The sequence below is a fragment of the Psychrobacter sp. T6-4 genome, from assembly GCF_052258425.1.
In the GTDB taxonomy this organism is placed as follows: Bacteria; Pseudomonadota; Gammaproteobacteria; order Pseudomonadales; family Moraxellaceae; genus Psychrobacter.
Genome location: NZ_JBQQEZ010000022.1, coordinates 1 through 19,469 on the forward strand (window position 1 = coordinate 1; position 19,469 = coordinate 19,469).

The following is a 19,469-nucleotide window of genomic DNA, read 5'->3' on the forward strand; positions in this document are numbered from 1 at the left end:
ATAAAAATAGACGCTTAGAATGACTAAACTTACTATTTTTATCTTTGAATCGACTAAAAAATAGTCTCTGTCAGTGCATATTTGTGAATTATCAAACACGCCCTATCAAAAGTGATTGGTTTATAAGGATTTTTATGTACGATACGGGTCTTATGATAGGTCATTTTGAACCGCTACATTTGGGACAAATGCGCAGTATATTGGATGCAGCAGGTCAAGCTAAAACTTTGCATATCGTCATTACCAAGCACCCTTCGCCGCATCCAGACTTTGCTATTAGCTTAAAAGACAAGGCGCGCTGGCTACAGATGGCTTGTGCAGATCTGCCCTTTATAAAATTGCATATTACCGATGAGATCGATTTGCCAGTGCATGAGCATTTATATAGCCAAGCTAAAGACGTTGTTATAAACATTGAGAATAGTAATGCAAAGTTGCAGCGCTTGATTGATGATTTGGCTATACCTAGTGATACGCCGCTTTTTGTTGCTGAGAATCATCCATTGGCGCAGCCCATTATCAAAGAGCAGCTCATAATGGATATTATCACAACCCCATTGCAGCTTGAGTATGACTCCTACGCTATTGCTCACAATCCTGTGGCGCACTGGTGGGCGATTCACCCACAGGCGCGCGCTAACTATACCAAGACCGTCGCTATCGTCGGCGGGGAGAGCTCTGGCAAGACGACTTTGGTGCATAAACTGGCTAACTACTATGGTGCGACCTTTGTGCTTGAGATGGGGCGCATCTACGTCGGTACGGATTTGGGCGGACGGGAGCTGGGTTTGCAATATAGCGACTATACGCCGATCGTTATTAATCATGCTGAGGCCATACGCGCAGCAAAAGCGCAGGCGAGCGCGCCGATTACTATCGTTGATACTGACTTTGTGACGACGCAGGCTTTTTGTGAAGAATATGAGGGGCGCACGCATCCTTTTGTCGCCGCATGCATCGAGGAGCTGCGCTTAGATTATACGATTATGCTCGACAACAACGTGCCTTGGGTCGCTGATGGTATGCGTACACTGGGCGATCCTGACGCACGCGGGCGCTTTGAGCAGCGACTTATTGATATATTTGCACGTCACGACATAGAGCCGCATCTGATAGACGAGCCTGATTATGATGCGCGCTATCGGCAAGCGCTTATTTTTATCGATCAGCACATCTATAATAAAATGACTTAAAAAATAAAAACTTTATACCTTATAATCTCACGCTTTTATATCCTCAAGCCCTTATATTCTCAACTACTTTTAGGACAGCACCCTTATGCGCATTCAGCTACTAGACAACATCACAGGCAAATGGTCGATGCAATGGATCGTGACTTGGTTCATCTGCGGTATGATTGCGCTCTCAGCCGGATTTTGGCTCACCACAGACCATACTGGCTTAGATATTTTTTATTTGGGCGTGTCTTTTATTGGCTTGATTTGCGTGGTGTCGTTATCCTTTCGCAAAAACATTTTGGGCAATGGCTTTGGTATGGGAGCGACTGCTGGTGAAGTTATCGTGCAAGGAACGGCAGGCTCAGTGGGGTTAATGCTGGCGCCGCTTTTTAACTTTTTTACCCATTTATACGGCTTGTTTTACTGGTCAAAAAACACAGACGCTGATGGCGATATGATACCCAAATCAGCAAATAAGTGGGTTTGGCTCATCACTATTACCTTTATGGTGGTGGGTTTAGCCTTGTTTCCCACCATTAACGACTTACTTGCCAGCTATGGCTATGCAGTCGTTGAAGACGATAGTAGTCTGTTTTTAGGATTTATCTCGTTTTTTTGGATTAACGTTATTGCTTTTATTTTATCTATTACCGCGCAAACAGCGATGATTTTGCGTTACTCGTTTAACTGGTGGCTATGGATCATATCTAACTTTGTTTGGCTGACCGTCAATCTTATGACCGGTAATTATATCTTTGCTATTCAAACCATGGTTTATCAAGTCAATTCATTTGTCGGACTCTATGAGTGGTATCGTAGCGAGCGCGATTCGGTAAAAGTACCAGCTTAGAGCAAGATTAAGCTGCGTTTATGACCTTGGGGTTTACCAGATAACATGGTATAACGATGCAAATAGTGCTACAACTGACTGTATCCAATACTGTATTTTGCACCATTTATCTATTCACTATTACTTACTAACATGGAGGTTAGCATGTCTCGTACGTCACAAAAACGCATGTCTAAGCGCACGCTTGAGCAGTGGCTCTCTGAATACGCGGTCAGTCACCAAAACTTGGTCAACAAAAAAATTCACTGGATGGCAGTGCCTACAATCTTTGTCAGTATCTTGGGTATGGGCATGTCGCTATCGGTCTGGATTACTTTGGTACTCAGTGCGTTGGTCTTACTATTTTATATGCAGCTCTCAACGCCGCTGTTTTTGGCCATGGGTATCTTTATTCTGATTTGCTTGAGTGTGATGGCAACATTACCTATTGGCTTTAAAACGTGGGCCAGTATATTTGTCATCGCTTGGATTGGGCAGTTCATTGGTCATAAGATAGAAGGCAAAAAACCGTCGTTCTTTGAAGATTTACAGTTTTTATTGATTGGTCCTGCGTGGGTAGTCAACAGCTTAATGGGCGGAAAAAACAAGCAAACCGCTTGAGTTTTTGGCAATATAAGCCAGTAGGCCTTAATAAAATACTAGGCTTTAATAAGAGAGCGTCGATTGATTAAATATCGGTTGATGCTTTTTTTGTGAATGATGGATACACCTTTAGTCTAAAGTCTGTACGTCGTCACCGTTGACGAAAATAGCTGTCTTACCTGATAAATTAAAAACTCGTTAAAATCTTAATGTTTGAATTTTGGCACAGTTATTTTTTAATATATAGCCTATATAGTCAGTCCAATATAAAAAAGATACAGCGGGGCTAGAATGAATTTTTTGCAGCCTCTGTCTGCGTAGGCACAGCACGCCAGAAAAATTTATACTAGTCCCGCGTTTTTGAATAACGTATCCATTTTATCTAGTGTTAACTATACCATGCGACAAGTTGACAGGCTTTTATAATATTTTGGGCAAATTACTGCTATTATCTTATGTTTGATCCAAACAGACAACAGGATGTTTGAAACTGTCTGTCTTAACCTAATCAATCAACATATGGATGTGAGCATGGCAAACTGGTCAGAGGGCTACATTAGCGATATCGACTACACGTATGGTTATTACGCAGAGCTTAGCCCTAATAACGTAAAAATCCCATTTTTGATGGCAGGACTTGAGGCACCTAAATTTACGAGCGCCTGCGAACTTGGATTTGGTCAAGGTATGTCTATCAATGCCCATGCTGCCGCCTCAGATGTCAAATGGTACGGCACAGATTTTAACCCCTCCCAAGCCAGCTTTGCCAAAGAGCTTGCTGATATATCAGGTAGCGCAGCTCATATCTTTGATCAGTCCTTTGGTGAGTTCTGCAATCGCGAGGATTTGCCAGATTTTGATTTTATTGGTTTGCATGGTATTTGGTCTTGGGTCTCCAATGACAACCGCGACATTATTACCGACTTTATTCGCCGCAAGCTCAAAGTCGGCGGCGTCCTCTATATCAGTTACAACACCTTACCGGGCTGGGCGGCGGCCTCCCCTATACGTCATATGCTCACTGAGCACGACCATATGCATGGTAGCCGAGGTCAAGGCATAGGCAAACGTGTTAAGGCCTCCATCGAATTTACCCAAGATCTGCTCAAGCTCTGTCAGCCGCTCATACAGCAAGTGCCCTCTATTCCGCAGCGCTTAGAGGATATCAGTAAGCAAAACTCTAACTACTTGGCTCATGAGTACTTCAATCGTGAGTGGCAGCCGATGTATTTTTCTGAGATGGCAGATTGGCTCTCACCGACCAAGACCAATTTTGCGTGCTCTGCCAGCTTTTTGGAGGATTATAATCCAAGTAGCTATAACAATGAGCAGCTGGCATTTATCGAGACGCTAGATGATCCTATGTTCGCTCAAAGCGTCAAAGACTATATGCACAATAAGCAGTTCCGCCGTGATTACTGGGTCAAAGGCGCGCGCAAGATATCTGTGGCCAAATCAGAGCAGATCTGGCACCAATTACGTTTTAAGATGATTGCTAATGCTGAGAACATTAAATATGAAGTCAATGGCGCGGCAGGTACCATTGCACTGCGTGAGGATATTTTTAAGACGGTAGTGACCTTGCTTAGCGATCATAAAATACATCAAGTCGCAGACTTACAACAGCGGCTGCCTGATGACTTCGAGCAAAACTGGCTGTTTGAGTCGTTAGCCATTTTGCATGCTCAAGGTCATATTATCTTAGTGCAAGAGGATGCGGTCATCGAAAAGGTGCAAGAGCACTGCCGCAGGCTTAACGCTTATATCATGCAGCAAAGTCTCGTTAGCCCTGAACTTGCCGCTCTAGTAAGTCCCCTTACAGGCAGCGCGACAACTTATGGCAGGTTCCATCTTATCTTTTTGCACGCCTATATTCAGGGCAAGACAACGCGGAAACAATGGGTTGATTACGCTTGGCAAGCGCTCAAAAAAAATAATCAATTGCTGCTAAAAGACGGTAATACGCTACAAGAGGAAAAGGACAATATTGAGGAGCTCAACCAGATGGTAGATAGCTTTGAGAAAAACACCTTGCCTATCGTCAAGAGACTACAGATCGTTGACTGATCTGTAATCTCTTTTACGCAGATTTCAGACAAAAAAAAGCCTCACAACTTTATTAAAGTTGTGAGGCTTTTGCTCTGTACCTGCTTGTACACTATATCTGTGAGTACAGGAGCCATATTTGGAGCGGGAAAAGAGATTCGAACTCTCGACCCCAACCTTGGCAAGGTTATGCTCTACCACTGAGCTATTCCCGCATGATCAAAACGTAGTAGTTAAACTATTACCTCTCGATAGGCTGGCTATTTTAGCAACTATCCTGCTCATGTCAACCGCTATTTTTGCTTTTGATGACACAGGTCATAACCTACGATGACGAAATATACTCTATTTAGGGGTATCGCTTTGATATCATGATAAATTTTATCATGGATAAATTATAAAACGCCAACTATTCTCTGATAACTTTTTACTTTATGCTGCTTTTTATCCCTTATGCTCATCATTCTTTGTACGGATTGCTGATTTTGCAAAAGGGTACAGTGACATAATAGAGTAACTTTTACAATCTTAACTGAGCTTATAACATCATTATCATACTAAAAAATATATTTTTTTACTTTTGCTGCGCTTGACTTTTGCTATGCTTAATCTAATTTGAAGCGCTCGCTTTGGAACAACAGGTTAGTTATGTACTGGCTTTTATTCTTAAGTGACAGCTAGATTTTAGCTTTGTACCACTTTATTTTATTACGAGGATTACTATTATGAAAAAATTACTCACGACAACGGTAATGGCAGCATCGCTATCTGGTCTGGCGCTGACAGGCTGTACTAGTACGACCAATAGTGGCGCAGTTGGCGTTGATCGCCAGCAGTTACTGCTAGTCTCTAATGAGCAAGTATTGCAAATGTCAGCGCAGAGCTATGCTAAAACGTTGCAAGATGCCAAAAAAGCTGGTGTACTCGATACCAACGCAGCGCAGCTCAATCGTCTAAAGAACATCGCTAATCGTCTGGTTGGTCAAGTTGGCGTGTATCGTCCAGACGCGGCCAAATGGAACTGGGAAGTACATACGATTAAGTCTAATCAGCTAAATGCCTTTGTCATGCCAGGCGGCAAGATTATGTTCTACTCAGGTATTATTGATCGTCTCAACCTAAGCGATGATGAGATTGCCGCTATCATGGGTCATGAGATATCACATGCCTTGCGTGAGCATTCACGTGAGCGTATCTCGCGCCAGTATGCCACTCAGACGGGTATCGGCGTAGCAGCTAGCATTTTTGGCTTATCACAAGGTCAAGCAGAGCTCGCGAACGTTGCCGGTGATCTGGGTTTGAGTCGTCCGCACAGTCGCACGCAAGAGAGTGAAGCGGATCAGATCGGTCTTGAGCTCATGGCACGCGCAGGCTACAATCCGCAAGCAGCGATTACGCTCTGGCAAAAAATGCAACGCGCAAGCCAAGGTGAGCCGCCACAGTTTTTGAGTACTCACCCAACAAGTGGCAACCGTATCGCTGAGATACAATCATTATTGCCAAAGGTTATGCCGCTATATCAAAGATCGCGCCGTTAGTTTGTTCTACTAGTTAGTTTGTTCTACTAGTTAGTTTGTTCTACTAGTTAGTTTGTTCTACTAAAAGTATCAAGATAGCTAAAGTAGCGGAGCGTTATAGAAGTATGCGCTCCGCTTTTTTATGCGCGGTACAACTCACTTTGGTTCTCACGATGTCTGTTATAATGACATAAATATTATAGTTTTTAGTAGAGCGCGTTTTATAGGGATTACCATGAATAATAATATGCCAACAGCAACAGCGCTAAAGAGCGCGCTACAGACTTTGCACCCTGAGTATTTAGAGCTGGTCAATGAGTCGATGAATCATGCAGGCTATTTTGAAGGTAAAGAGAGCCATTTTAAACTCACACTGGTCAGTGACGCTTTTGACGCTAAGCGTCTGGTCGCGCGTCACCAATTGGTATATGACGCGGTAGCAGAGTTGCTGACTTCAAAGGGCGGCATGGTACACGCTTTGGCTATTCATGCCTATACGCCTGCCGAATGGCAAGCGCAGGGAGTTAGCCCTGAGAGTCCCTTGTGCGCGGGACAAAACCTATAAAGTCACCTAATTTAATCTAAACATTGCGCTACAGGAACCTACCTTCAATGAAACATCTACATACGCTTCTAGCACTTATTGTCATCGGCCTCTTTATCTATCAAAGTATTTTGGTGCTAAGTGCTAATAAACAAGCGCCGCGAGTTATCAAAATTGCTAATCATATCGTCTATCTACTCATTATCGTGTCGGGTGCTTGGATGCTCATGCAGCTGATGAGCGTCAACGCTCCAGTGCAATGGGTATTTGCTAAGATCATACTGCTAGTAGCGGCAATTAGCGCCAGTATCAAAGCCTTTAAGCCTGATGCGACCCCTAGCCAGAGCAAAGTGGGTATCATCATTGCAGGTATTGCTTATGCCAGTATTGTAACTTTGGCTTATACAAAACCTGAGAACTTTTTTTAAGAACGCCCTAGTGATTTTAGCTTAGGTTCTAGCTTAAATATGTGTTAGCGTCAGACTCTAGACCCTTATTTGCTTTGTTATTGCTATCTTCAACTATTCGTTTTATAGTAATGTAATCAATTAGATACACCCCTTTATACTTTAGCCCACTGGAATGATTATGAAAAATTTGAGCAAATCGACGGTATTGGCAGCGGCCAGTGTGCTGGCTTTGGCAGGCTGTGCTTCTACTGGTAATGTGACGCCGCAATATGTACCGCCTAGCACTTATCAGAGCTATGACTGTCAATCACTCAGTCAAGAATATGCCCGCGTTGAGCGTTATGTCGATGCTACTCGCAATGAGCAATCGACGATAGCAGCATCAGGCGTTGGCGTTGGTATCTCGGCTGGACGTTGGGGTATCTCGCCTAACATTAGCGTCGGACTAGGCAAAAGCAACAATACTAAAGCGCGTGATGCGAAGTTATCTAGGCTGTACGGCGAAGCTGACGCTATTATCCAGTCCGCGCGCGTCAAGCGTTGCACCTTTGCTAACGGTATAAAGATATATGGTGAGTAGTACTATTTAGATTTAAAATAGGAAAGCCAATACGGGATTACCGTATTGGCTTTTTTGATGATAGCACCTTAGTCAATATAAACATTAAGTCTTTAAACTGTTTACCCATTGCACGATTTGGCTCGTTGGTAGGGCGCCAGATTGCCGCGCGACCTCTTTGCCCCCTCTAAAAGCTACCATCGTTGGCAGACTACGAATATTATAAGGCGCTGCCGCTTGCTCATATTTGTCCGTCTGCAACTTGGCAAAGACAACTTGCGGCAATTGCTTGGCGGCGTCTTTGAACTGCGGCGCCATCATCAAGCACGGCTGACACCAACTCGCCCAAAAATCTACAATCGTTAGTACGTCATTTTTTTGAATGACTTTGTTAGCCGTTTGAGCGCTTAGCTCTTGTGGACTTGCTGTCAGTAGCGACTGGCTACATTTGCCGCAATTAGGCTGTGCGCTTAGGCGCTCAGCGGGCAGACGATTGGTTGTCTGACAATGCGGGCAGACAATGTGAAAACCTTCTGTACTCATAAAGACTCCTATTTTAATTATTTTTGGTTTTAGGCGTGTTGTTTAAATCGCTTGCTGCGCTGATCCGCTATACACATAGGTCATCGGTTTTGGGCCAGGTAGATACTGGGTAGTCAAATCCTCAACGACAAAACCGCCAGCACGAAGCAGTGCTGGGATATCACGATTGAGATGACAGCCTCCAGCGATAGGCTTCCAAAACGGCGTCAATCGATGCTGGAAGCGCGCAACACTAGGATCTGGCGCTAGACCATGCTCACAAAATAACAATCTACCGCTCGGCTTTAACACGCGTGCCATCTCTTTTAGCGCAGGTAGCGGATCTTTAATACTACATAGCGTAAAGGTCATGACAATAGTATCAAAGCGATCGGTTTGGGCATCGATACCATGCACATCTACTGCTAGTACCTCGACAGGGATACTGATGTTAGCTGCGTGCGTGCCAGCGGTTGCATTTGCGCTGCTGGATCAACACCGACGATACTAGAGACTTTTTCAGGGTCATAAAACGCCAAATTAAGACCGCTACCGAGTCCAACCTCTAACACCTCACCCACTGCTTGGGGGACGAGGCTGGCGCGCGCTTTCATCACATTACCCGTACTACAGGCTATATCTATCAACTTAGGAAGTACATAGCGCTCATACGGGTTCATTGTGATCTCCATTATTTTACAATACAGTATTTCATAAAAAATACAGTATAAATTGATTTACTACCCAAACGCCTTAACATTGATGGGTACTTTTAGATAGCGTACGCCATTATCTTCAGGATCAGGCAAGTGACCGGCATCGATGTTGACTTGTACTGAGGGAATGATTAGGCGCGGCATGGATAGCGTCGCATCACGGCGCTCACGCATCTCGACGAACTCAGCTTCATTAATACCGTCTTTAACATGGATATTACCCAATTTTTGCGCTCCAACAGTGGTCGATGGACAGTGCTGACGGCCTTTGCTTGGGTAGTCATGACATAAGTACATGACAGTATCCTCAGGAAGCGCCAATAGTTTTTGAATAGACTGATACAACATTTTGGCATCGCCGCCTGGAAAATCACAGCGCGCCGTACCTACATCAGGGGCAAATATCGTATCGCCTGTGAATACCGCTGTTTTTTCGCTGTCGGTAGCCACGTAGGCCATATCCGCTGGCGTATGACCTGGCACGTGCATGACGCTAATACTAATGTCGCCTACAGCCAAAATCGTATCTTCATCGGTCAAGATATCGAACTGACTGGCATCGGTACGAAAGCTGGTATCAAAGTTGTACACTTGCTTAAATATCTTTTGTACCTCAGTGATGTATTTGCCGATAACCAGTTGCCCGCCTAACGCTTCTTTGACGTGAATAGCCGCTGACAGATGATCAGCATGGGCATGGGTTTCGATAATATAAACCAGCTCCCAGTCCTTACTGCGCACAAACTCAATGACCTCATCGACACTCGTGGAATTGGTAAAGCCAGATTTGGGATCAAAATCCAATACCGGATCTATAATAGCGCACCGCTTTTGGTTAGCGTCTGCTAATACATGGCTATAAGTCTCGGTATCTTGGTGCAAAAAAGAATGTACTTGCATAGGTATCTCACTTATTATTTAGACGTTTTGTTCGTATATTTTTTAAGTTAATCAATAGCAATAATATAGCATTTACCTTACAATTTATCAATTTATATAATGTAAATAATAATAACTTGATATCTTGTGTTAAATCGTTGATAATTTAAGCATAATTTGTTTTGGCCCATTAGCTTATGTTCTATCTCAAATAAGTATGCGTCAACTATAGAGAATGTATTGACTCTGCACTTTTTATCTTTGAGTGTTAAAATAGCAGCTTATAGCCACGATAATATCAGCGACTCATCTCGCAACGCTTTTCTCTAAGGAGATTATTCTGACCACTTCTACCCCCGCAAACAGCGCAGATTTAAATCAAACGGCTCTAAATAATACAAAGAGCGTGCCAGCCGATTTAGCTTTGCAAATGCAGGCGGCATCACTGCAGGCGAGCAAATTACTCAAATCGCTGTCGCATCCTGATCGCTTGTTATTATTATGTCAGCTTACCCAAGGCGAATACTGTGTCGGCGATCTAGAACAGCTGGTCGGTGTTGGTCAGCCAAGCCTATCGCAGCAGTTAGGTATTTTGCGTAAAGACGAGCTAGTCGCCACTCGCCGTGAGGGCAAGCAAATCTATTACAGTATCGCAAGCGATGATGCTTTGGCCGTGTTGCAGCTCTTGTACCAGCGTTTTTGTGCGCAAGTCGACTAGCTAAGCAGCACCTTTATAAGTAACGCCTTTGATTGTGGTGACGTATTGATATGCCTTCTATCGCCGCTCGTCTGATTCCTACTTGGCTACGTCAATACCAGCTATCAGCCCTGCCGACGGACGTTATCGCAGGTTTGGTAGTGGGCGTGCTGGTCATTCCGCAAAGCTTAGGTTATGCCGTGCTTGCAGGCCTGCCACCAGTATATGGTCTATACGCTGCTATTGTGCCCGTCATTGTCTATGCGTGGCTGGGATCGAGCAACGTACAAGCTGTGGGACCTGTCGCTATCACTGCTATTATGACGGCTAGTAGCTTGCATAGTTATGCCGACCGCGGCGCTGAGCACTATATCTTGATGGCAAGCCTACTCGCCTTTATGGTCGGTGCACTATTATGGATAGCAGGACGGCTTAGACTTGGCTGGATTATGCAGTTTATCAGTCGCGGCGTCTCGGCAGGGTTTATCAGCGGCGCGGCGGTACTGATATTTTTTAGTCAGCTCAAGTACCTCACAGCGATACCAATTACAGGTAACAGCTTGATCGGTTACTTATCGAGTATGCAGCTGTATAGATATTTACTGCATCCTTTAACGCTTATTATTGGCGTTGTCGCTTTTATCCTTTTGGTCAGTAATCGCTACGCCAGCTTGTGGTTATGGCGATCTTGGTTATCAGACAATTATGCAAAGTGGGCTGAGCGCTTATTCCCATTGATTTTACTGCTTGTAGCCATTTTATTGAGTATGCTGCTCGACTGGTCGGCGCGCGATGTGGCGACCATAGGTAGTATTCCGCAGGGGCTGCCGACCTTTATCATACCGCATGTGCCAAGCTTTCAAGAGGCGCTTGAACTGCTGCCCGCTGCAGGACTTATGGCACTTATTGTCTTTGTCTCCAGCAGTTCGGTGGCGAGCACTTACGCACGCCGGCGCGGTGAGCTATTTGATGCCAATCGTGAGCTGACGGGCTTGGGACTGGCTAACCTCACAGGCGGCTTGTTTCAAAGCTTTACGGTCGCAGGCGGGTTTTCTCGTACTGCTATCAACGTCGATTCAGGGGCCAAAACGCCCCTTGCTAGCCTTGTCACCGTTGTCGTTATGATCGCCGCATTGATTGCTTTTGGCAATGCTCTAGCTCCGCTGCCCTATGCGATTTTGGGTGCGACGATTATGGCCTCCATTATCGGATTAATTGACTTTGCCACTCTAAAATCTGCACGCCGGCGTGATCGTTTGGATGCGGTCAGTTATATCGCCGCCTTCATTGGGGTGCTCATATTTGGCCTCAATACTGGACTTATCATTGGCCTTATGGTCTCTTTTGCTAGTCTTATTTGGCAATCAAGCCAGCCGCACGTTGCTGTCGTCGGACAGTTGGGCGGCACTGGACATTTTCGTAACATCAATCGTCATGATGTAGTGACTTTTGAGCGTTTACTGATGCTACGTATCGATGAGAGCTTATTTTTTGGTAATACCGAATCGGTGCATCGGCGCATTTTGCAGTCCGTACGCCAGTACCCACAGGCATCTGAGATTATCCTTATTATGGCGGCGGTCAATCATATTGACCTGACCGCTCAAGAGATGCTGATGACGCTGACCCAAGAGCTTGCAGCGCAAGATAAGCGCTTACATTTTAGCTTCGTCAAAGGTCCTGTGATGGATGTCATCGCTGCTACGCCAGTTATTACTGAGTTATCAGGACAGGTATTTATGAGCACATTAGAGGCGGTTACCACTTTAAAAGATGAGATGCCTAATACTGCGCCCTTATATCCGTCCTAAACGGCTACTGGCTATTGCTGTCTACTACCGAATACCGTTATGATGGCTCATTGCCAAAGTTGGTTACGATATAGTAAAACATCTGAGACGGCGCACTCATTTTTGCGTAGCGCCTATCCTCGACGACAACTTTAGACCTCATTCATACCATAATTTATAACTGACATTTTATGACCGACGATATCACTATTTATAAGCAAATTTATCCAAGCCAATGTATCAAGATTGCAGAACTGGGCTACCGCTCCGTGCTCAATGTACGCCCTGATGCTGAAAGTGACACCCAGCCGAGCAGTGTTGATTTCGCTGATGCTACCAAGCAGGCCAACCTAACTTATCATTATCTGCCTTTTGATGATGAGCGTCTGAGCACGATGACGGTTGAGCAGTTTGCTGCCTTTTATCATGACATGCCCAAACCCATACTGATGTTTTGCGGGACGGGCGCTCGCGCCAAACTCTTGTATCAAAGCGCATTGATGCAAGGCTTGCTTTAGTCTTTATAAATTTAAAGGCACTACAAATCAGTCAATGCACCCTCTAATCAAAACGACATCTCACTAGAATAGAATAAGGAAAAATTATGAGTCATCAAGTTAGTATCACAGGACAAATCACCCCTGATCAAGTACCAATGATCGCCGAAAACGGCTTTAAAACTATTATCAATAATCGCCCCGATGGCGAAGAGCCAGGTCAACCGACCAGCGCTGAGATTGAAGCGGCTGCTAAGGAAGCGGGACTTGCATATAAAGAGGTATCGTTTGCAGGTAGTGAGCTTAATCAAAATCACGTCGAGGAGTTTGCAGATTTCTTTAATCAAGCCGAGCAGCCCATACTGATATTTTGCCGCACAGGCAATCGCTCAACAGGTATCTATGAAGCGGCGAAGAAAATGGATTTGTTAGACGACTGATAGTAGCTTAGATATAGTAACTTATAGATAGTTGCTACTAGTTAAAATAAAACGCTCGTCCAAGATTTGGATGGGCGTTTTATTTCTATGACAAAAGTGTGAGCGCTCTAGTATTAAAGTCTAACTCTACGATAGTTTGATGATGACCCTAGGTTAATGTGACCAACCTTTTAGCAGGAAAATCATTTGAGCTTATGCTATCGTCACTTATAATCATTAGATTTAATGATGACGCAGCCACCAAATTCTATAGATACTAGTATGTTTACAAGGATGTTTTATGAGTAATATCGCACTCAGCTTACTACCGTTAGCGCTCGCCTATATTATGTTCACTTTAGGTACAGGGCTGAGGCTTAGCGACTTTAAAGTGATTGCGGCTCACCCCAAAGCCTTTTTCATTGGTCTGGCTAATCAAGTTGTTTTGGTGCCGCTAGTGGCGCTAGCCGTGGTATTGGTCATGACGCCGCCACCAACGATTGCTTTTGGCATTATACTTATTAGTTTTTGTCCGGGCGGTGTTACTAGTAACATGCTGACCTTTTATGCCAAAGGTAATGTCGCGCTATCGATTGCCTTGACTGGCGTCGTAAGCTTATTGTCAGTTGTGACCTTGCCTATTCTTATTACTTTAGCCTTTGATCATTTTATGCAGGATCAAGCGAGCTCTATTAGCGCAGTCAAGATCGGTCTAGTGATGTTCTTGTTGACGACCTTGCCTGTAACTCTTGGCATGCTTGCTCGCCGCAAATTCACGGGTTTTATGCAGCGTAGAAGCAGTGTTTTGAATGCTATCGCTAGCGTTTTCTTTGTCTTAATCGTTCTTGCTGCTGTGGCCTCTAATTGGGAATTACTCAAATCTCAAGCAGCAGTTATCGGTCTTGAGTTGATTGTTATCATCGTTGTCTTATTTGCTTTGAGTATGATTATAGCGAGAATGCTCAAGCTCAACTGGTTTGATACCAAGACGATATCTATAGAGACCAGTATTCAAAACAGTACGACGGCGATCACCTTAGCCCCGATCATTATGGGTACAGCGGCAGGGTTACCCGCTATTGCCCTGCCTGCTGCGGTATATGGCGTACTGATGTATGTAGTGGCGATTCCAGTTATTGCTCTGATTCGGAATAAGAATTGATATTAGCAATCACAAAAACAGCAGACACAAAAGAACCACCTCAACCATGCTATTAGGTTGAAGTGGTTTTTTATTTATAAGACATAGAGTATATTCAAACTACTTCTTCTGCTCTAAAGCCTCTTCTACCGCCTCTTTACCCCACGCACTCAGATCGATATCCAACTTTTCATACTGCTGCGCGTCGAATAACGGCTCTTTGAACCCTGCTTTGAGCTGTCTTGCAAAGTCATCAAGCAAGCGCTTAGCGCGTGGAAATAGCATAATTAGAGCGAGTAAGTTGGCAAGCGCTAGTACACCCATCAATGGATCAGCGAAGAAGAATACAGTCGTTGCCGCAGGCGCGACCGCTCCTAAAAACAATACGCCGATGACGACCACTCTTAGAATCAAAGTCGCCATTTTGACGTTCTTTTTGACCAAGAAGTTAATAGAATTTTCGCCCATATAATAGTTATACATAATAGAGCTTAAGGCAAATAACAATAGCGCTATAGTCAAGATATACTGTGACCAATCGCCTAGCTGATTACTTAGCGCTTGCTGCGCCAGTACAATACCATCGACCTCAGCCCCAGGCTGATATACCCCGCTGAGCAAAATCATAAATGCCGTAGCACTACAAACCACAATCGTATCGATAAACACTGATAACGACTGCGAGATGCCTTGACTCACAGGATGGGTGGCATAGGCCGTAGCAGCGATATTTGGCGCAGAACCCAAACCTGCCTCATTCGAGAACAGGCCCCGCTTCATACCTTGCTCAATCGCCACACCGATACCGCCGCCCACAACAGACTCAATACCAAAGGCATTTTTGACGATCATAACCATTAGCGCTGGCAGCTCTGTAAAGTTTAGCACGATAATAATAAGTGCCATGCCGATATAGATGAGCGCCATTACGGGAATAACCACGTCAGCGACTTTTGCAATACGCTGAATACCGCCAAAGACGATAAACCCACCCGCAATAACCAGTACTACGCCTGATATCCAGCGATCAATCCCAAAGCTTTCAAGAGCAGAACCTGCCACCGTATTACCTTGGAATGCCACAAAGCCAATCGAGAACGACAACAACAGAGAAATAGCATATATAACGGCAAGCCAGCGGTAATCCTTGCCTAAACCGTGCAAGATATAAGTCGCAGGACCACCGCGAAAATTACCATCAACATCTTTGCGCTTATACAGCTGAGCCAAGCTACACTCAACAATACTAGTCATCATTCCAATTAAGGCGACGACCCACATCCAAAATACTGCACCCGGACCACCTAGTGATATGGCAACCGCAACACCTGCAATATTACCGCCGCCGACCCGCCCGCCGATAGACACGAGCAAGGCTTGACGAGCAGAAATCCCGTCGTCTCCCACCTCATCTGTCCTAAACACCCTAAACATGCGTTTAAAGTATCTAAACTGAGCGAACCTACCTACTATGGTAAATAGCAATCCGAAAATAATGAGCATTGGGACGAGTGCCCAACCCCATGTTAAGTCTCCAATTAAGGAGAAAAACGCTTCAATATATTCCATGACTGTCTTCCTTGAACGATACGACGCATCGACATATTTTATTAGTAGTATGACTAACCAAGGCATTTATTTTAGGCCATACTACTTTTTTAGAGGTAACATTCCTCATTATGTCGCTTAAACAACTCCCTTGTAAACACTAGACTGAATTTTATCTGAGTAATGACACAAAAAAACCACCTCAAAAGAGGTGGCTTATTAAGCTAACTTTTTAGCTAAATGGTTTATTGCATCACAAGGTATTCAAACGCACTTAAAGCCGCCTTACTACCCTCGCCCATAGCAATATTGATCTGCTTAAAGGGAACGGTTGTTACATCCCCACAAGCAAAGATACCTTTGCGATCAGTGCGGCAGCGCTCATCAATCTCAATCTCACCAAAGCGGTTTAAATCAACAAAGCCTTTGATAAATCCAGTATTGGGTACCAGACCAATTTGCACGAACACCCCTTCTAGATCACGCTCATGGGTCTCGCCCGTTTTGCGATCTTCAAAGACAATAGAGCTGACTTTGCCATCGGTCGCTTTAATCTCTTTGGTCGCCGCTCCCGTGATGAACTCAATATTCGACTTCTCTTTGGCTTTATTAATCAAGACCTGATCGGCTTTTAGCTCGTCAGCGAACTCAAGCACGGTGACGCTTTTGACGATACCTGCCAAATCAAGTGCGGCCTCAACGCCTGAGTTACCACCACCAACGACTGAGATATCTTTGCCTTTAAAAAACGGACCATCACAATGCGCACAGTATGCCACGCCTTTACCTGTATTCTCTTCTTCACCCGGGACACCAAGTTTGCGCCACTGAGCACCAGTCGCTAAGATGATGCTACGAGTCTCAAACTGCTCGCCGGTGTTGAGATGAATGCTGTAGTTCTCCTCAACGGTCTCATCGATTTCTTTGACCGTGACATGCTGCTTGAGGGTAATATTGTACTCTTGGATATGCTTGACAAAATCCGCTGACAAGTTCGTACCGTTAGTCAAAGGCACAGAAATCAAGTTCTCGATATCTTGTGTGTCCTTAACCTGACCACCGATGCGATCGGCGACCATCGTCACCTTTAGACCTTTACGCGCGGTATAAATCGCCGCGGCAACGCCAGCGGGACCTGCGCCAATGATAGTGACATCTTGCTGCTCTAGTTGATCGCTATCGTCATCGCTACCCTCACCCATAAGATCAGGAAATTGCTCTTGCAACTTAGTAATGAGTTTAGCGGTATCAATCAAACCATTAGCAAACGGCTTACCGTTTAAGAATACCGCAGGCACGCCTTGGATTTTGTTTGCTTCTACTTGCTCTTGGAACAATGCGCCATCAATCATCTCATTGCTGATACCTTCGTTAAGCAGTGAGAATTGGTTAAGCGCTTGCACAACCTCAGGGCAGCTGTGGCAAGACAATGATACATAAGTCTGAAACTCTAACGGCTGATTAAAGCGCTTGACTAGTTTTTGAATACCCTCGTCTAATTTAAGCGTATGACCGCCCGCCTGCAAAATAGCCAAGATTAAGGAGGTAAACTCATGCCCTCCTGGAATACCACTAAACACAATACCCGTATCGGTCAAAGTGTCGTCGATATGACTATAAACGGCAAAGCTAATCGGACTTGGCAAACTATCATCAGTCGCGGCTGGGTCAAAATTAATCTTATCCGTAGTGCCTGCGATCTTGGTCAAAAAATCGATAAGCTCAGCGCGTTTGCTATGCTCGCCGCTACCTAATACAAAAGTAATCGGGCGAGTCATGTTTTCGCTATAACTCTTTACGGCGTCTAATAAACTTTGGTCTATCATGTTTGTTCCTTAATATTATTAATTAGGTAACGGCAACTATCAGGTTACTCGTCTAAATTTTTATGATTTGGTATGAATAAGAAGATAAATACTCAATGAGTATTAGGCTGTTGCCTTTTGATGTCCCTATTATCATAGGTTTGAGGGGTACAGACAAGCGGGTAAACTCAAATCTTAAGTTTTAAAAAACCAATCGTTAATTATCATACGTTATTAAAAACAAAACCACATAAGTTTTATTGTCATGGTATCCACAGAATTTATTCGCTACAATCGAGTAAGACCGATAGAAAAGCTACATCTATTTGTCTTCATATCGCCTACACAATAGATATGAATTCCATATTATCAAAGCACTCTACATGACACTTTAACTTGTAATGCGCGAAGGCTTGCGCTCTATAAAAAGGATGATCACATGAGAAAGACGGATACTTGGCAAGACAATAGAGAGATAATCGCTGAACTTAAGAAAAAGGATGACCACTTCGCAGTCATCTTTGATGAGCACACCCAGCTAGATCAGCAAATCAATCAGCTCGAAAAAGACAGAGTCACGCACGCTAGTCGTGATGATGAAATTGAGCAGATGAAACGACGAAAGCTACAGCTAAAAGATGAGATTTATAAAATAATCGATAAAAATAAAATACAGTCTTAATCATAAAAAAAAATAATTATAAAACATAAAAAGACCTTACCAACGTATGCTGGTAAGGTCTTTTTTATAGTTTAGCTTAATGCTTAAAAACTAGGGCGTGTTGAATATTCATAAATGGGCACTGCTGATCGCTAAAATGGTTCCAGACACGGCGCAAGTCGAAGATAATGTCTAGACCTTAGCTAGACTTGCAACACAGTATGGGGCAATTTTAGCATCAGCCTAAAAGGACAGGACTCTTTTTTGCCGCTCCTTTGATAAAAATAGACGCTTAGAATGACTAAACTTACTATTTTTATCTTTGAATCGACTAAAAAATAGTCTCTGTCAGTGCCATGATCGAATGTTTAACACGCCCTAACTAAACACCTGTAATCAAGCGCTTAGATTTTACCGACAAGATCAAGACTTGGCTTTAGAGTATCGCCGCCTTGTTCCCAAGCTGCTGGGCATACTTCGCCGTCATTTTCACGGACATATTGTGCCGCTTTTACTTTACGTAGCATATCTTTTGCGCTACGGCCGATACCGCCTGCATGGATCTCAGCGACTTGGATTAAGCCATCTGGATCTACCAAGAACGTACCGCGCTCAGCTAGGCCTGCTTCTTCGATCATCACATTGAAGCCGCGAGTGATACGGCCTGTAGGATCACCGATCATTGGGTAGTTTACTTTACCGATAGCATCTGATGAATCGTGCCATGCTTTGTGAGTGAAATGCGTGTCTGTTGATACTGAATAGACTTCGACACCTAGGCCTTGTAGCTCGTCATAATGAGCGGCCATGTCTTCAAGCTCCGTTGGGCATACAAAAGTAAAGTCAGCTGGGTAGAATAAAAAGATTGCCCACTTACCTTTTACATCGTCTGAGGTGATAGTTTTGAACTCACCGTTAACATATGCATCTGCTGAGAATTCTGGGATTTCTTGATTGATAATAGACGCCATGATTGGCTCCTTTATAGTTAGTAAGTTAAGATATAATTATTAAGTTGTTTGATATAAGCCATGAGTTGTCTTGGCTACCTGACAAACTATACGCGAATTCTATGATTACTCCAGTTAAAAGTTTTTAACTTGATGTT

The 19,469-nt window shown here is 44.1% G+C and carries 21 protein-coding genes and 1 tRNA gene; 14 read left to right on the forward strand and 8 right to left on the reverse strand.

The features are described from left to right. Nucleotides 1-134 precede the first annotated feature (134 nt). From nadR to ACTXGE_RS12265, 4 genes are all read left to right on the forward strand, one after another. Nucleotides 135-1,193: a multifunctional transcriptional regulator/nicotinamide-nucleotide adenylyltransferase/ribosylnicotinamide kinase NadR gene (nadR, locus tag ACTXGE_RS12250; protein WP_443543648.1), complete on the forward strand. Its 1,059-nt coding sequence runs from the start codon at nucleotides 135-137 to the stop codon at nucleotides 1,191-1,193. Between the two features lie 85 nt (nucleotides 1,194-1,278). Next, nucleotides 1,279-2,028 (forward strand): nicotinamide riboside transporter PnuC, encoded by a 750-nt coding sequence (pnuC, locus tag ACTXGE_RS12255; protein ID WP_443543650.1) that lies wholly within the window; start codon nucleotides 1,279-1,281, stop codon nucleotides 2,026-2,028. 144 nt (nucleotides 2,029-2,172) lie between these two features. Continuing rightward, complete coding sequence (locus tag ACTXGE_RS12260; RefSeq protein ID WP_317199144.1) at nucleotides 2,173-2,628, forward strand: Mpo1 family 2-hydroxy fatty acid dioxygenase; 456 nt, start codon at nucleotides 2,173-2,175, stop codon at nucleotides 2,626-2,628. 513 nt (nucleotides 2,629-3,141) lie between these two features. Continuing rightward, nucleotides 3,142-4,677, forward strand: coding sequence for a class I SAM-dependent methyltransferase (locus ACTXGE_RS12265; RefSeq protein ID WP_443560319.1), 1,536 nt, complete (start codon nucleotides 3,142-3,144; stop codon nucleotides 4,675-4,677). Between the two features lie 119 nt (nucleotides 4,678-4,796). Here the strand turns inward: ACTXGE_RS12265 and ACTXGE_RS12270 are convergent. Then, a tRNA-Gly gene (locus ACTXGE_RS12270) sits at nucleotides 4,797-4,871 on the reverse strand. 510 nt (nucleotides 4,872-5,381) lie between these two features. On the opposite strand from ACTXGE_RS12270, the gene ACTXGE_RS12275 reads away from it, so the two are divergent. From ACTXGE_RS12275 to ACTXGE_RS12290, 4 genes are all read left to right on the forward strand, one after another. Next, nucleotides 5,382-6,194 carry a M48 family metallopeptidase gene (locus ACTXGE_RS12275; RefSeq protein WP_443543654.1) on the forward strand — a complete coding sequence of 271 codons (813 nt, stop codon included), beginning with the start codon at nucleotides 5,382-5,384 and terminating at the stop codon, nucleotides 6,192-6,194. A gap of 214 nt (nucleotides 6,195-6,408) precedes the next feature. Further along, on the forward strand, nucleotides 6,409-6,738 hold the full coding sequence (locus ACTXGE_RS12280) for a BolA family protein (protein WP_435949585.1): 330 nt from the start codon (nucleotides 6,409-6,411) through the stop codon (nucleotides 6,736-6,738). Nucleotides 6,739-6,785: 47 nt separating this feature from the next. Next, entirely contained in the window at nucleotides 6,786-7,145 is a 360-nt protein-coding gene (locus ACTXGE_RS12285; protein WP_317199148.1) for a SirB2 family protein, read from the forward strand. 160 nt (nucleotides 7,146-7,305) lie between these two features. Further along, nucleotides 7,306-7,707 carry a hypothetical protein gene (locus ACTXGE_RS12290; RefSeq protein ID WP_317199149.1) on the forward strand — a complete coding sequence of 134 codons (402 nt, stop codon included), beginning with the start codon at nucleotides 7,306-7,308 and terminating at the stop codon, nucleotides 7,705-7,707. An 84-nt stretch (nucleotides 7,708-7,791) separates the two neighbouring features. Here the strand turns inward: ACTXGE_RS12290 and trxC are convergent, their stop codons facing one another. The 4 genes from trxC to ACTXGE_RS12310 are packed head-to-tail and all read right to left on the reverse strand — an operon-like array spanning nucleotide 7,792 to nucleotide 9,824. Then, nucleotides 7,792-8,229, reverse strand: a complete 438-nt coding sequence (trxC, locus tag ACTXGE_RS12295) for a thioredoxin TrxC (protein WP_443543657.1) — start codon at nucleotides 8,227-8,229, stop codon at nucleotides 7,792-7,794. A gap of 42 nt (nucleotides 8,230-8,271) precedes the next feature. Beyond that, complete coding sequence (locus tag ACTXGE_RS12300) at nucleotides 8,272-8,625, reverse strand: class I SAM-dependent methyltransferase (protein WP_443543659.1); 354 nt, start codon at nucleotides 8,623-8,625, stop codon at nucleotides 8,272-8,274. Between the two features lie 8 nt (nucleotides 8,626-8,633). Next, nucleotides 8,634-8,888, reverse strand: a complete 255-nt coding sequence (locus ACTXGE_RS12305; RefSeq protein WP_443543661.1) for a class I SAM-dependent methyltransferase — start codon at nucleotides 8,886-8,888, stop codon at nucleotides 8,634-8,636. A gap of 60 nt (nucleotides 8,889-8,948) precedes the next feature. After that, complete coding sequence (locus tag ACTXGE_RS12310) at nucleotides 8,949-9,824, reverse strand: MBL fold metallo-hydrolase (RefSeq protein ID WP_443543663.1); 876 nt, start codon at nucleotides 9,822-9,824, stop codon at nucleotides 8,949-8,951. 385 nt (nucleotides 9,825-10,209) lie between these two features. Here ACTXGE_RS12310 and ACTXGE_RS12315 point away from each other — a divergent pair, with 385 nt between their 5' ends. From ACTXGE_RS12315 to ACTXGE_RS12335, 5 genes are all read left to right on the forward strand, one after another. Then, entirely contained in the window at nucleotides 10,210-10,521 is a 312-nt protein-coding gene (locus ACTXGE_RS12315; protein WP_435949595.1) for an ArsR/SmtB family transcription factor, read from the forward strand. Nucleotides 10,522-10,571: 50 nt separating this feature from the next. Continuing rightward, a complete protein-coding gene (locus ACTXGE_RS12320) occupies nucleotides 10,572-12,311 on the forward strand; it encodes a SulP family inorganic anion transporter (RefSeq protein WP_443543665.1) in 1,740 nt (579 codons plus the stop codon). A 170-nt stretch (nucleotides 12,312-12,481) separates the two neighbouring features. Then, nucleotides 12,482-12,808, forward strand: a complete 327-nt coding sequence (locus ACTXGE_RS12325; RefSeq protein ID WP_317199156.1) for a protein tyrosine phosphatase family protein — start codon at nucleotides 12,482-12,484, stop codon at nucleotides 12,806-12,808. Between the two features lie 86 nt (nucleotides 12,809-12,894). Beyond that, the gene (locus tag ACTXGE_RS12330; protein ID WP_443543668.1) at nucleotides 12,895-13,227 is read left to right on the forward strand and encodes a protein tyrosine phosphatase family protein; all 333 of its coding nucleotides are present in this window, start codon (nucleotides 12,895-12,897) and stop codon (nucleotides 13,225-13,227) included. 280 nt (nucleotides 13,228-13,507) lie between these two features. After that, entirely contained in the window at nucleotides 13,508-14,368 is an 861-nt protein-coding gene (locus ACTXGE_RS12335) for a bile acid:sodium symporter family protein (protein WP_443543670.1), read from the forward strand. A gap of 99 nt (nucleotides 14,369-14,467) precedes the next feature. Here the strand turns inward: ACTXGE_RS12335 and ACTXGE_RS12340 are convergent, their stop codons facing one another. Then, complete coding sequence (locus ACTXGE_RS12340; protein ID WP_443543672.1) at nucleotides 14,468-15,916, reverse strand: alanine/glycine:cation symporter family protein; 1,449 nt, start codon at nucleotides 15,914-15,916, stop codon at nucleotides 14,468-14,470. A gap of 224 nt (nucleotides 15,917-16,140) precedes the next feature. Beyond that, a complete protein-coding gene (ahpF, locus tag ACTXGE_RS12345; RefSeq protein ID WP_317199160.1) occupies nucleotides 16,141-17,721 on the reverse strand; it encodes an alkyl hydroperoxide reductase subunit F in 1,581 nt (526 codons plus the stop codon). Between the two features lie 418 nt (nucleotides 17,722-18,139). Here ahpF and ACTXGE_RS12350 point away from each other — a divergent pair, with 418 nt between their 5' ends. After that, a complete protein-coding gene (locus ACTXGE_RS12350) occupies nucleotides 18,140-18,382 on the forward strand; it encodes a YdcH family protein (protein ID WP_317199161.1) in 243 nt (80 codons plus the stop codon). A 383-nt stretch (nucleotides 18,383-18,765) separates the two neighbouring features. Here ACTXGE_RS12350 and ahpC read toward each other — a convergent pair whose 3' ends face one another. Beyond that, complete coding sequence (gene ahpC / locus ACTXGE_RS12355) at nucleotides 18,766-19,332, reverse strand: alkyl hydroperoxide reductase subunit C (protein ID WP_317199162.1); 567 nt, start codon at nucleotides 19,330-19,332, stop codon at nucleotides 18,766-18,768. Between the last annotated feature and the right edge of the window lie 137 nt (nucleotides 19,333-19,469).